General features: G+C 50.0%; 10 protein-coding genes. 4 read left to right on the top strand and 6 right to left on the bottom strand.

Annotation, left to right across the window (positions count from 1 at the left end):
- Positions 1-106: 106 nt before the first annotated feature.
- On the top strand, positions 107-1,735 hold the full coding sequence (gene prfC / locus H6F51_16110) for a peptide chain release factor 3 (protein MBD1824007.1): 1,629 nt from the start codon (positions 107-109) through the stop codon (positions 1,733-1,735).
- Positions 1,736-1,977: 242 nt separating this feature from the next.
- Here prfC and H6F51_16105 read toward each other — a convergent pair whose 3' ends face one another.
- The 4 genes from H6F51_16105 to galE form a co-directional block, all read right to left on the bottom strand.
- On the bottom strand, positions 1,978-2,898 hold the full coding sequence (locus tag H6F51_16105; protein ID MBD1824006.1) for a HetZ-related protein 2: 921 nt from the start codon (positions 2,896-2,898) through the stop codon (positions 1,978-1,980).
- Between the two features lie 154 nt (positions 2,899-3,052).
- Positions 3,053-3,331: a hypothetical protein gene (locus H6F51_16100; GenBank protein MBD1824005.1), complete on the bottom strand. Its 279-nt coding sequence runs from the start codon at positions 3,329-3,331 to the stop codon at positions 3,053-3,055.
- A 168-nt stretch (positions 3,332-3,499) separates the two neighbouring features.
- Positions 3,500-3,958, bottom strand: coding sequence for a hypothetical protein (locus H6F51_16095; protein ID MBD1824004.1), 459 nt, complete (start codon positions 3,956-3,958; stop codon positions 3,500-3,502).
- A gap of 771 nt (positions 3,959-4,729) precedes the next feature.
- Positions 4,730-5,728, bottom strand: a complete 999-nt coding sequence (gene galE / locus H6F51_16090) for a UDP-glucose 4-epimerase GalE (protein ID MBD1824003.1) — start codon at positions 5,726-5,728, stop codon at positions 4,730-4,732.
- Between the two features lie 564 nt (positions 5,729-6,292).
- Here galE and H6F51_16085 point away from each other — a divergent pair.
- The 3 genes from H6F51_16085 to H6F51_16075 all read left to right on the top strand — a co-directional run bounded on the left by H6F51_16085 (position 6,293) and on the right by H6F51_16075 (position 10,134).
- Positions 6,293-7,504, top strand: a complete 1,212-nt coding sequence (locus H6F51_16085; protein MBD1824002.1) for a YdcF family protein — start codon at positions 6,293-6,295, stop codon at positions 7,502-7,504.
- A gap of 112 nt (positions 7,505-7,616) precedes the next feature.
- The gene (locus tag H6F51_16080; protein ID MBD1824001.1) at positions 7,617-9,371 is read left to right on the top strand and encodes an ABC transporter ATP-binding protein; all 1,755 of its coding nucleotides are present in this window, start codon (positions 7,617-7,619) and stop codon (positions 9,369-9,371) included.
- Positions 9,372-9,537: 166 nt separating this feature from the next.
- Positions 9,538-10,134, top strand: coding sequence for a hypothetical protein (locus H6F51_16075; protein ID MBD1824000.1), 597 nt, complete (start codon positions 9,538-9,540; stop codon positions 10,132-10,134).
- Between the two features lie 64 nt (positions 10,135-10,198).
- On the opposite strand, the gene H6F51_16070 is transcribed toward H6F51_16075, so the two are convergent.
- Together H6F51_16070 and H6F51_16065 are read right to left on the bottom strand one after the other, a co-directional pair.
- Complete coding sequence (locus H6F51_16070) at positions 10,199-11,638, bottom strand: PP2C family protein-serine/threonine phosphatase (GenBank protein ID MBD1823999.1); 1,440 nt, start codon at positions 11,636-11,638, stop codon at positions 10,199-10,201.
- 234 nt (positions 11,639-11,872) lie between these two features.
- A complete protein-coding gene (locus H6F51_16065; GenBank protein ID MBD1823998.1) occupies positions 11,873-13,414 on the bottom strand; it encodes an NAD(P)/FAD-dependent oxidoreductase in 1,542 nt (513 codons plus the stop codon).
- Positions 13,415-13,681 lie beyond the last annotated feature (267 nt).

The raw sequence follows: 13,681 nt of genomic DNA, 5'->3' as shown, positions 1-13,681 counted from the left end.
ATCGCGCTGAATTTGTCGCTATCTTTAAAGTATTGTGATGTATTGGGATTTCCCGCGCTAACATTTCCCGCACTAACATTTCCCGCATTAACTTAGAGACAACAGCATGGCGATCGAACTTGAATCCGAATTGCAAAAAGCCGTAGAGCGGCGACGAAATTTCGCGATTATCTCTCACCCAGATGCCGGAAAGACGACTCTGACCGAAAAGCTGCTGCTGTACGGAGGAGCGATTCACGAAGCGGGCGCAGTAAAGGCGCGTCGTGCTCAACGCCACGCGACCTCCGACTGGATGGCGATGGAACAACAGCGGGGAATTTCGATCACTTCAACGGTGCTGCAATTTGAGTATCAGGCGTGTCAGATTAATTTGCTCGATACGCCCGGACACCAAGATTTTAGTGAAGATACGTATCGCACTCTAGCGGCAGCAGATAATGCGGTGATGCTGATCGATGCGGCGAAAGGCTTGGAGCCTCAGACCCGCAAGTTGTTTGAAGTCTGCCGGATGCGATCGCTGCCGATTTTTACCTTTGTGAATAAGCTCGATCGTCCTGGACGCTCTCCGATCGAACTGATGGATGAGATTGAGCAAGAGTTAGGGATGCAGACTTATGCGGTGAATTATCCGATCGGCATGGGCGATCAGTTTAAGGGCGTATTTGATCGTCGCACTCGGCAGATTCACCTGTTTGAGCGCAGTCTGCACGGAAAGCGAGAAGCAGTGAATACGGTGGTTGATTTAGGTGATCCGAATATCGAAGCGCTTTTGGAGAAGGATCTTTATTATCAGTTCAAGGACGAATTGGAACTGATTGAAGGGATCGGTTCAGAATTCGATCTCGATGCAATTCACAACGGTCAAATGACTCCGATCTTTTTCGGGAGTGCGATGACGAATTTCGGGGTGGAGTTGTTCTTGAATTCGTTCTTGGATTATGCGCTGAAGCCGGGAACGCATCACAGTACCAAAGGTGAGATCGAACCGACGTATCCGGAGTTCTCTGGCTTTGTGTTTAAGCTTCAGGCGAATATGGATCCAAAACACCGCGATCGTGTCGCTTTTGTACGGGTCTGTTCTGGCAAGTTTGAGAAAGATATGGTGGTGAGCCATGCGCGAACCGGGAAAACGGTGCGGTTATCGCGTCCTCAGAAGTTGTTTGCTCAAGATCGGGAAGTGATCGAAGAAGCGTATCCGGGGGATGTGATCGGGTTGAATAATCCGGGGGTGTTCGCGATCGGGGACACGATTTATATGGGGCAGAAGCTAGAGTACGAGGGGATTCCTTGTTTCTCGCCGGAACTCTTTGCGTTCTTGCGAAATCCGAATCCGTCGAAGTTCAAGCAGTTTCGTAAGGGTGTTTCTGAACTGCGCGAAGAAGGTGCGGTTCAAATCATGTATTCGGCGGATGAAGCGAAACGCGATCCGATTTTGGCAGCGGTTGGACAGTTGCAGATGGAAGTGGTGCAATTCAGGCTGCAAAACGAATACGGGGTGGAAACGACCGTTGAGTATCTGCCGTATACGGTGGCGCGCTGGGTGGATGGCGGTTGGGAAGCCCTGCAAAAAGTGGGGCGGATTTTTAACACGCTCGCTGTAAAAGATAGCTGGGAGCGTCCGGTCTTGCTTTTCCGCAACGAGTGGAATTGTCAGCAGCTTCAAGGGGATCATCCGGAGTTGAAGCTGAGCGCTATCGCGCCTGTGGTGGCTGGGAAGCAACCTGTGGATATTTAGCGCGCTGCGATTGGGGCGGATAGCTGCCCCCTAAATCCCCCACGAGTGGGGGACTTTGAGGAAGAGAAAATACCTTAATCGAAAGGCATACCTTGTTCCTAAGGCCCTGGGAAACAACTCGTTTGTTGACTCAGGGGTTTGTCATTGAATTGCAAGCAAGTTTCCTTTCTTCAAAGTCCTCCACGAGCGGGGGATTTAAGAGGCATTTAGCCGAAGCAACCGCAGCGAACCCCTCGATCGACTCAATGCCCCAGCCACTCTGTGACCAGTTCCGGCTGACTCTTCTGGGCAAACACTCGCACCGCATGGTAATTCACCTTCTCGCGCAATCGATACACTTGCTTAATTGGCATATCGAGACGCTGCGCGATCGCTTCTTGCGTTTTACCCTGCAAATACAGTCGGAGCCACTGCGCCGCTTCCGCTCCGATTTTTTCGGTGAGATAGGTCTCAAACTGCTGCACGATCTCGCTTCGGAGTTCTTGCTGCTGCTGGAGGCTCTGCTCTTCCTGAAACTGAGCCACCGCCTGCCCATCGAGCAAGCTGACTGAACCTTCGGAATCATCCGGTGCAATCTCTTCGGAGACTAGGCGGATAAAGTCGGCGGCTGGAACTTGGGTCATGCCGCCGCGCTGGGTGCGCTTCTGGTAATTGACAAAGCGATAGACGAGTAGCGGCTGATTGCGAATCGGACGGAGACAATATTCCTCGGTGGCGGTGAGAACGATCGCGTTGCGAATCCGGGGATCGTTGGTGCATTGAGCAATCCAACTGACCTGCTCCTGCATATATTTATCGTTCTGCAATAAGTCCTGAATCACTTCTTGCAGAACATCGATCACGGTGGTTTGACGATCGCGGGATAAGGCAATCCAGGTACTAATTTTATTTCTGATGACAAAGATGCTTCCTAGACGCTGGATTAAGTTCTTATAAGCGCGCTGGGGGGGCGCTTCGTAGTAGCGCTGCACCAGAATGCGATAGCGGTAATCCATTGCCTGAATTTCGATATCAAGGCGCTCTGGCGTGTAGCTATCGAAGCGATCGAGATCCTCACCGAGCAACCATCGGATAATGCTCTCGCGGGTGGTTTCGTTGCTGCGTGGAAGTTCGGTTTGTAGCCGCGATCGCAAGTCGGATGCGATTTGTTCTGCTCGTGTCATGGTTGCCGTCCTCATTACCCTGATATAGAGTGTGCCGCAGAGTTGACCCTAAAATCACTTACCCGATCGGGTAAGGCTGTGATCTAAATTCGCTCAGCTTGACCCATTGACTGAGGTTTTTAGTATAAAACGTTTCTTAGGGGCTTCTACTCACTTACGACATGCTTCTTGACTCTAACGACGTGGCGATTCGCTCTAGGGTTTCGGTGAGGTGGGCAATGTGGGAAACTAGCGTGGATTGGTTGTCGGTTAAGGTTTGCAGCGCGTTGGTTAATGCAAAGATTTGTTCACCTTGCTGATCGGCTTGTGTGGCGATCGTGTCGATACGTCCCGATAGTTGCTCGATCGTTTCCGTGGCAGCGATCGTGGTTTCTGCAAGTTCTTGGACGATCGTTGTTAATGCTGCGGTTTCCACGTTGGTTCCTCTTCTCACACAAATTTCGTATCTGTATTGTACTGGGGTCTTTCTACTTCGCTGTTTTGTGCATCTCCGGGAAAGTGAGGAATCGATGATGAAAACGGGGGTAAGATTCTGAGGGTGTTTTCGCGATTTGCAGGGGAACAGTCGATCGGGATCGAAGCTCGATCCCTGGTGTCATTTCTAGGCGGTTTCGCTGGGTTTAGTGGCTTTCTTTTTGGTTCTGCGGAAGCGCTGCCCCATGTCTGCGACCATCGCTTCTAGGCTGGCTCCTTGACCGCTGGCTTTGGCATGACGATAAGCGGTGAGGGCATCTTCATAGGCTTCTGAGCCGATCGCAATTGTCGTGGCATCGACGAGATCGCGCAGTTGCGTCAATGCCATCAAGACGGTATTGAGGCGATCGTAGGTGCTTAAGTCGCGATCGAATTTTGCGACATCAAACGATCGTGGCAGAAAATCTGCATTTTGCTGAATTACTTCTAAGACTTTTCCGGCAAAGACGCGATTAGCATCTGCCATCCCCAGCATCGCTTTGCGCTCTTCGGCGCTAATGTCCCGCAAATAGGGCATCATCTTGCGGATCTCGGCAATCACGTTGAGAATGACATCGCGATCGTTTTGACTTAAACCTTCTGGGATGGCAGAAGCGCTAGATTCAATCAACTGAAGGGAAATCGAAGGGGTACTCGGTTCTTTGCTGTTGGTGCTGCTGTCGGTTTTTACTAGGGTCATTCGGGTAGATGCAAGTTTTTGCATCGCTAAACGATAAATCTATCGTTCCCCGGATCGAATGGGTCGATCGCCGCGGCAAACGTGATCGGAGGATCTTTTTTCGTTGAATGAGCGATTTCAGTTCATCAATGAACTGTTTTAGTGATCCGATGAACTGTTTTAGTGATCCGATGAGCAATTTCAGTTCATCAACGAGCAATTTTAGTGATCCGATGAGCAATTTCAGTTCATCAACGAGCAATTTTAGTGATCCGATGAGCAATTTCAGTTCATCAACGAGCAATTTTAGTGATCCGATGAGCAATTTCAGTTCATCAACGAGCAATTTTAGTGATCCGATGAGCAATTTCAGTTCATCACTGAGCAGTTTTAGCGATCCGATGAACTCTTTTAGTGATCCGATGAGCAATTTCAGTTCATCGTTGGGCTTGCAGGGCGGACGATCGCGACTGCGCCTAGAATTGCATATCTCATTGTCTTTCCTTAGTGTTGTCGTTCAGTACATTCGCCGTAGCTGTCATCCCCAGTGTCAATGAGGTTGAGTAGAGCCTTGTGCTGATGAACACTAGTAGTGTACTGAGAGAATCCGTAGGTGGCACAGTTTTGATCGCGATCGCACAAAAAATCCGCAGATCTGCTCATCGAGAGCGATCGTGCGGAATCTAAGTTTCGGTAATCTTACCCGTGTCGTTTTTGATGCCATGCCCAAGCGTGGGTCAGGATCGTTTCGATATCTGCATATTGAGGATTCCATCCCAACATCGATCGCGCCTTTTCTGCACTCCCGACTAATGCAGGCGGATCACCCGGACGACGATCGCACTCGATCGCCGGAATCGGTTTCCCCGTCACTTTCCGCGCTGCTTCGATCACTTCCCGCACCGAGAACCCATTCCCATTGCCCAAATTAAACAGTTGAGAATCGCCGCCCTTGAGCAAATAATCCAAGCCCAAAACGTGCGCCTCAGCCAAATCCGTCACATGGATATAATCCCGAATGCAAGTCCCGTCCGGAGTCGGATAATCTGTTCCGTAGATCGAAATCGAATCGCGCTGTCCTAAAGCCGTCATCAGAATCAGCGGGATCAAATGCGTCTCCGGTTGGTGATCTTCGCCTAAGCGACCTTCTGGATCAGCCCCCGCCGCATTGAAGTACCGAAACGCCACCGATTTAAAGTCATACGCCGGATCAAAATCCGCCAACATCCGCTCCACCATCAGCTTCGTTGCGCCATAGGGATTAATCGGATCTTGGGGATGATCTTCGGGAATTGGCACCACCTGTGGCACTCCATAAGTCGCACAAGTCGAAGAAAAGACAAAACGCTTAATTCCCGCCGCCACCATTGCTTCGAGTAGCGTCAGCGTCCCCACCACATTATTGTGATAATACTTACCCGGTTGCGTCACCGACTCACCCACATAGGCATACGCCGCAAAGTGCATCACCGCACTAAACGGACGCGAGGCAAACACCTGATCCAGCAGCTCACGATCGTTCGTATCCCCCTCGATCAGTTCCACCTTCAGAACCGATTCGACAATATCGCGATGCCCGTAAACCAAATTATCGAAAACAACCACTTCATACCCTGCATTTTGCAGAGCAAGAACCGCATGAGAACCGATATATCCGGCTCCACCTGTGACTAATACGATCGGCTTTTGAGATGACATAATAAACCCTCGCCCAGTTTTAGAATTATTTTTATTTCAAACTGCGCTTTCAGATTCAGCTAGAAAGACGCAAACTTCATCCGGTTCTTCACTCCATCGCCCTATCTGAAGATATCGCGAGTCACCAAAAACAAAATCACCGTAAATACAATTCCTGCCAAAATTAGCTCCATTTGAAGATTCCTCCCATACACCCTTCGGCGCTTGCAACCCGATTGAAACAATGCTGCGATCGTTTCAGAGCCGTTTAGATTCATTTTCAGAACACAGAGGTTCCCTTGTCAGCAAATTCGAGAAGAAATCTATCGCTCAGCCCGAAAACCTCCTACAATCTAGCAATTTTAGGTACAATCCTAGTCTTGAAACAGTTCATTTTCCAGCCCAAGTCTAAGATTAGAGAGTTCGATGGGTGACGATCGAATCATTCAACAGATCAACCACTCTACGTATGAAATTTACTACTTACGGGTAATCTTGAAGCGATAAAGTGTGTCCCTAAATTTAATCGTTTAACGATCGCATTTAGGGGTGAGGAGGAGTAGCGCGATATAAGGGATTGAATAGATGATTCTATTAGTCACTGATGTATTTGTTTTATTGACTCAGGTATTACTCTGGGTCGTGGTGGGTCTATTTGCCTGGTATGTTCTCTTACGGGTGCTACCCAGACCCTTTCTCGGTGGACTGGTGCTGCTGCTGCTGGTGGGCGTAGCAGCATTCACGTTTTATCGGGGGTCGCCCCAAGAAGGGCTAGTTGGCGATATTTTTCGGATTATTGCGATTCCGTTTAGTCCCCTCGGAATTATCCTAATTTTGCTCCTAGTCGCATTTTCAGAACTGCTGCGGGGTGGAAAATTATCGAGAACCGGATTAGTCTTGCTGCGAATTGCGATTCCAGCCTTGTTAATTCTGAGTATTCCAGCCGTGTCGTATTTTCTGGCACAACGCGCCGAAGCTGAAGCGATCGACATTGCCCGCCCTGCTGCCACTGCCGCCCTACCACCGGGAGCGCGGCGCGTCATCGTTGCCCTAGCGCAGGATACGACTCAACTGCAAGTTCGACCGCGATCGCAACCTGTTCCAGCAGCTCCGGCTCTTCCTACTCCGGGCTTGTTTCCGCCGCCTGCCCAGATTCCTGCGGGCGCATTTCCAGTCCTCGCCGATCAGCCCGTGCAACTGACCGAGCGCGGCGATATTCTGACTTATACAAATCAGGTCTATCGAGAAGAGCGAGGACGCGGAACTGATCCGATCGTCATCGTCAGCGCCGGGAGCCGACCGGAGCGGGTGCGTAAAGCTGGAGAAACCAACGATGATGTTTCAGAAGCCGCAGATGCGCGGCGATTTCTGCAAGGATTGGGGGTTCCGGCAGAAGATATTATTGCCGACCCCAACAGCCCAACGGTTCAAAATAGCGCTGTGAATGTGCGTGAGCAACTGCGGCGTAGAGGTATCAATTTCGGCAATCAGTTGGTGTTGATTAGTTCTGCGATCGAGATGAATCGAGCAGCCTTGACGTTTAATCGCGAGTTCAATAGCAATAACGTGCCGCTCACGGTGATTCCCCGTCCGACGAATTTCTTTACGCTGCCGCCGCGAGAAGCATTCCGAGGTCGGGCGCAAGGGCGGGATGTGGTCGAGCGCAATTTGCAGATTGCCGATCTGTTACCCAGTATTGATGCGCTATCGCTCAGTTCTAAAGTGATTAACGAGTATCTGACTTCTATCTACTATTTCTTACGGGGTTGGATTCGTCCGGTTCGGACGACGCTCTAAACGCTCTAAAGGCTGAAAGCTAGGGGGAGAGGCGAAAGCTTCTCCTTTTTTCTCGTGGAATTTGCTTTTTTATTCGCGCTACCATGAGAAAGTTTCGATGGTAGGTAGAATCATGGCGCGATCGCGTTCCCCGCTGCAAAAACTAGGGTCATATCTTCGCCCACACTGGCGGGATGCAACTTTAGGAGTTTTGGCGCTGTTGGTGGTGAATGCGATCGGGATTTATATTCCGCTCCAGATTCGCGATGCTGTCGATAAACTCGGTGTTGCCTTCAGCGTGAACCAGATCTTGTTTTACGCTGTGCTGATCCTGGTGCTGGCATCGGTGATGTGGGCAGTGCGAATGGCATCCCGAATTCTGCTATTCGGTGTCGGTCGTCAGGTTGAGTTTGACCTGAAGCAAAAGATTTTTAATCATCTCCTGAAGTTAGAACCCGCATACTTTGCAGCGAATACCGTTGGTGATTTAATTAACCGTGCTACCAGTGATGTCGATAATATTCGTCGTCTTTTAGGTTTTGCGGTTCTCAGTTTGGCAAATACACTATTCGCGTATGCGTTAACGCTGCCTGCGATGGTTACAATCAACGCTAAGTTGAGTTTATTAGCGCTTTCGGTGTATCCGTTTATGTTGCTCTTGGTCAGTTTGTTTAGTAACAGGCTGCGATCGCAACAGTTAACCGTCCAGGAAGAACTCTCGACGCTGAGCGAACTGGTGCAGGAAGACATGAGCGGCATCGCTCTGATTAAAATTTACGGTCAGGAAGAAAACGAGCGCCGCGCATTCCGGGAATACAATCGATCGCTGTTGAATGCCAATCTCAAACTGGCACTGACCCGGACTACGTTATTCCCAATTTTGCAAGCGATCTCGTATGGCAGTGCATTAATTTTGCTGTGGTTTGGGGGTGGGTTAATCTCGCGGGGCGAAATCACGGTTGGAGATTTTATTGCGCTGTTGATTTTCGTCGAGCGATTGGCGTTTCCGACTGCACTCCTTGGATTTACGATTACGGCATATCAGCGCGGAGAAGTGAGTATCGATCGTATCGAAGCCATTCTCTCGGTTGAACCCACGATTAAAGATGCTTCAGATGCGATTCCCTTACCGTTAGCGCAAGTAAAAGGAAAGCTAAGCGCTCAGGATTTAACCTTTCGCTATCCCGGCGTGTCTCGTCCTAATTTGGATCAGATTAATTTTGTCATTTCTCCAGGTGAAACGGTTGCGATCGTTGGTGCGATCGGTTCCGGTAAATCAACCTTAGCGAACGCATTACCGCGACTGTTAGACATCTCACCAAATCAGCTATTTGTAGACGGATACGATATTACTCAACTGCGATTAGAAGACTTACGTGGCGCGATCGCTTACGTGCCCCAAGAAAGCTTCCTATTCAGCACCACGATCCGCAATAACATTCGATACGGTAAGCCAATGGCGGATCAGTCTGAGGTCGAACTTGCCTCGAAAATTGCTCAAATTCACAGCGAGGTGCTGAACTTTCCGCAGCAGTATGACACGATCGTTGGAGAGCGTGGCATTACCTTATCCGGCGGACAACGCCAGCGAACAGCTTTGGCGCGGGCGCTTTTAGTCGATAGCCCGATTCTGATTTTGGACGATGCCTTATCGAGCGTGGACAATCAGACTGCGACGCGGATTTTAAGAAACCTCTCTGAAGGAACCGTTCGCAAAACGGTGGTATTCATTTCGCACCAACTTTCCGCCGCAGCAATGGCAGATCGCATCTTCGTGATGGAGCAAGGGCGCATTGTGCAGATCGGCACTCACCTTGAACTGATTAACCAAGCCGGACTGTATCGATCGCTCTGGGAACAAAACAAACTCGAAGAAGCGCTGAAATAGCTCTATCAGTGGATAGACGCTTTTGATACTGCCGTTCCCTTCTCTGGGCAGAGTGATATCACGATGTGCTTCGGTTAATTTAGTCACATCAGGGCATCTCCCGAAATTTTTATCACAAGCCTGATCGCTCTAGCGATCGACAAAATTACTTAAAGGAAAATTCAAAATGGCGAATACAAATCCTGGTGATCAACACGATCGCGCAAATTATACTGGCTCAAATCCTAACGAAACTCCCGGCGTTCAACCAAATCCACAAAGCTATGGTAGTGGTTATATACATGGTCAAACGGTCGAACGGCAACGCTACGAAGCCACTCAGCAAACCAGAGACGAAAATAACAGTGCAACTGGTTTCTTAATTGGTATTTTGCTCACAGGATTAGTCTTAGGCGGTGCTGCACTGGCGTATTTTGCAACTCAGCGCAATCAGACTCCTGTTCAACGCACAATCGTCGTTCCCTCTGCGGCACCTTCCCCGTCCCCCTCTCCCGCAGTGAAAGAACGAGTCATCGAGCGCGATCGCATTGTGCCTGTACCGCAACCGCAGCAAAGTTCACCGACTGTCATTCCCGCTCCAAACATAAAAATTGAGGCTCCGAAGCCCGTTGCCCCGGCTCCTCAAACCGCGCCTGCGGCACCGAGCAGCAGTTCACAGAAGGAGTCTCCGGCGATCGAACAACCCCGATCCGCAGAACCTTCTCCGTCTCCTGAAGCCAGCCCCAATTCAAATAGTTCAGAATCCAACAATTCCGGTCAATAAAATTCCGGTCAATAAATTGAAAGCCCACGGTTTCTAGCCGTGGGCTTTTCGTTAGATTTGACTGTTACGATCGTCCCTCTTCCACAGCCTTCACCCGCATCACCACTAGCGTCATATCATCCGAATTCGGATTGCCCATGCCGATAAACTGCTGCACACAATCAAACAAATACTTCAAAATCTGCTGCGGATCGTCATAATGCTGACACGCCCAACGAAACGCGCTCACCAGATTGTCTTCCTCGAATCGCTGCCCGTACTGATTTGCCGCATCGGTAAAGCCATCGGTGTAATAAATAATCGTATCTCCCAGCTCTAGTTGCATTTGTGCATCCTGGTACTGGGTTTCAGCATCTAAGCCGATCAGCATTCCATGTGTATCGAGGCGCTTAATCGTACTCGTTGCCGCTTGCCACAGAAGCGGCGGATTATGCGCGGCATTGCTGTACGACAATAAGCGAGTCTTCGGATCGTACTCCGAGTAAAACAGCGTCACAAATCGATTTGAGTTTTCCAAATCGGCATACATCACCTGATTTAGGTGCTGCAAAATCCGTGCGGGAGAGTGACCGTTTAGCACCTCAGCTCGTAGCATCCCGCGTGTCATCGTCATAATCAGCCCGGCGGGAACCCCTTTCCCCATCACATCGCCGATCGTCACACTCCATTTTCCGCCCGAATTACTCAGGTTCGCTGGGCGCGTCTGCCCATAATCCGCCGGAATAAAGTCGTAATAATCTCCCCCGACGCGATTTGCAGTTTTACACAGCGCTGCGAGTTCAATGCCATCGATCGCCGGGCATTGACGCGGCAGCAAGCGAAGCTGAATATCGGCTCCGATTTCGAGTTCGCGATCGAGGCGTTCTTTTTTCTTTAGTTCGACCGTGAGTTCATCATTCTCGATCGCCACTGCGGTTTGATCCGCCACGAGTCGGACTAATTTTTGCCGCGTTTCTGTCCAAGCGTAATCTTGCTCTCGACTAAACACATAGAGCCGACCGCGCTCATTGTTTCTTACCAGAATCCCGGTCCCAAAAATTTGAATATTCCCACCTAAGTTGCGGGCGATCTGGTGATCGAGCATTGCCACCATTTGCGACGATCGAGAAACTGCCTCATTCGTGGGTAATCCGGTTAGCGAAGCCGTCATCTGCCGCGTTGCAATCTCTAATCCTTTGCGTAATTCCTGACCCCACATGGCATCCTGACAGTGCAGGCGCTCTAATTTCACCTGCCCATTGGGGCGGAACAAAATGAGCGCTCCACCGTCGGCATCTGTAACCCGACTTGCCATCAGCGGAATCAGTTCCAGAAATTGATTGAGATTGCTGAAGCTACGGAGTGCGAAACCGAGCGAACTCAGTAAATCCTGAATTTTATGCTGCTCCCGATTCAGACGTGCCACCAGTTCCTTCAGGGCAAACACTGGTGTCATGTCAGGGGAGCCTGAGTTGTTGCGCTCAGGCGGTTGAGAAGAGGGACGAGGAAGGGGCACAGCGGTCATTCGGGCGATTTTAGTAAGAGAGATAGAGCAGAGCGTGGGAGAGAAAACTGAGAGTGAGAACTAATGTTAGCGAAGATTGTCGCAAGTCGCAGCAGTCAATCGGAGTTTGATCGATCTCAAACTGCCGGGATTGTAGCCTTGGTTCATGAACGTGATCGAACTGAATCCGAACGGTTGGGACTGATTATACACAGTTCCTCGATTTAGCGTATGAATGGTGTCTAGAACTTTCGTCTATTCTGCGGTTTGCTCTGAATAATGCCTTATGCCTCGAATCTGTTTTAGCAACTCCAAGTGCTTGCCAAGGGGCGCGATCGTATTCGCCGCAATCATGCCACTCGCCGCCACCGCAGGCAACCCAATGCCCGGAAACGTTGAATCTCCACAGCAAAGCAATCTTGAAATTGGGGTCACTGCACCCGGAAATAATCCGTCCGTTGCGCGAATGGCGGCTCCATACGTTCCGCGATGTCGCCGCAGATAGCGCTCGTGGGTGAGCGGGGTTCCGATTAGGGTGAGTTCGGTTCGCGATCGAATATCCGGTATTACTCGTTCTAGAGCGTTCCACATCACCACTGAACGCTGTTGTTTCAGTTGCTCGTAATCGTCGCACTGCTGCCAAATGGCGTAAGGCTCATTGCCGGGAGTATAAACGTGAATCGCGTGTTTTCCAGGCGGTGCAAGTGACGGATCAAGCAGTGACGGAATCGAAATCAGCACTACATTCTGAGGTGCAGTAATGCCTAAGTTCCAATCATTCACCACAATGTGATGACAGGCGATCGAGTCTAACCCTTGAGCATCAATGCCTAAATGCAGGTGCATAAAACTCTCGCAGGTCGGAGTCGCTTGCCGTTCAGCCTGGAATCGTTTCGGAAAATCATCGACCAGTTTGAGCGTGTCCCAGATCGAGGCGTTAGAAACGACATAGCGCGATCGTAGTTCTTCCCCGTTTCGCAATCGCACTCCGATGGCTTTTTGATTCTCAACTAACACTTTTTCGACATGAGCGTTCAGTCTGATTTGCCCACCCCGTTTTTCTAAGCCGCGAACAAGCGCATCGACGATCGCGCCACTTCCGCCTTTTGGATAGTCTAATTTCGCGTCCGGGTGATACCAATCGGCAAACATAAACGCCACTTCAGCCGCATTCGTGCTATCAGCAGGCAATCCTGACAATAGAAAGCATAAGAGATCTAACCAATTGCGAATGAATGGATCAGTAATCACTTGATCCATCACAGGCGCGAATGCTCCAGTGAGTTTAGAGAAGCCGATCGCGTGTTGCAGCACCGCGGGTAAAAACTGCCCCACGCTTAACACCGCGCCCAAATCGTAACGCACCGCAGCAGGCGGAAGCGCGATCGCCGCTTTCGACAAAGGAGCCATAATCTCTTGTAATCGTCGCCATTCTGCAACGGCGCTTTCTCCGCGTAATCGCTGCAATACGTCGCAGAATTGGGAGGCTCCGACTTGCGTATCAAAAGTACCTTCCGGCAAACAACAGCCCCAAGTCTCGTAGTTGAGCCATTCAACGTCTTCGTCGATCGCGTCGAGAACTTGCCGCAAAGGATTCGGAGACGGACTGTAAGACATTCCCGAATACAGCGAAGGCCCCGAATCGAACTTAAACCCCTTGCGCTCAAAACTCTGTGCCGCTCCGCCTGCGATCGCGTGACTTTCACATACCAAAACTTTGAATCCATACCGCGCCAAAATCGCCGCACAGCTTAAACCACCAATCCCGCTACCAATCACAATCACATCAATCATCATGTTCTCTGCTATTCCACAACTCTCTTCTTCTCACGATCGACGGCAAAAGCCAAACAAGAAAATCTACTCTCCACTCCCCACAAAATTAGTCGTGCCATTTTTAAAATCGCGTGTAGTATGCAGAAATAGATGTGCTATTTCTTACATCGAGCGCGCTGCTATAGCGCGACCGAATGAAACAAATTGCCTCTAAAAGATTGGAATTGTAGTCGAAATAATTAAATCAAATAAAGCAATCCAGAGTGATTTCTATTTAGATTCGCTCAA

It is taken from the genome of Cyanobacteria bacterium FACHB-DQ100 (assembly GCA_014695195.1).
GTDB lineage: Bacteria > Cyanobacteriota > Cyanobacteriia > Leptolyngbyales > Leptolyngbyaceae > Leptolyngbya.
This window is presented reverse-complemented; position numbering and strand designations above follow the sequence as displayed.

Bases quoted from the DNA above. Each gene is read 5' to 3' on its own strand.
- prfC (MBD1824007.1), top strand. From the start codon at position 107: ATGGCGATCGAACTTGAATCCGAATTGCAAAAAGCCGTAGAGCGGCGA.
- H6F51_16105 (MBD1824006.1), bottom strand. From the start codon at position 2,898: ATGACACGAGCAGAACAAATCGCATCCGACTTGCGATCGCGGCTACAA.
- galE (MBD1824003.1), bottom strand. From the start codon at position 5,728: ATGTCATCTCAAAAGCCGATCGTATTAGTCACAGGTGGAGCCGGATAT.
- H6F51_16085 (MBD1824002.1), top strand. From the start codon at position 6,293: ATGATTCTATTAGTCACTGATGTATTTGTTTTATTGACTCAGGTATTA.
- H6F51_16080 (MBD1824001.1), top strand. From the start codon at position 7,617: ATGGCGCGATCGCGTTCCCCGCTGCAAAAACTAGGGTCATATCTTCGC.
- H6F51_16075 (MBD1824000.1), top strand. From the start codon at position 9,538: ATGGCGAATACAAATCCTGGTGATCAACACGATCGCGCAAATTATACT.
- H6F51_16070 (MBD1823999.1), bottom strand. From the start codon at position 11,638: ATGACCGCTGTGCCCCTTCCTCGTCCCTCTTCTCAACCGCCTGAGCGC.
- H6F51_16065 (MBD1823998.1), bottom strand. From the start codon at position 13,414: ATGATGATTGATGTGATTGTGATTGGTAGCGGGATTGGTGGTTTAAGC.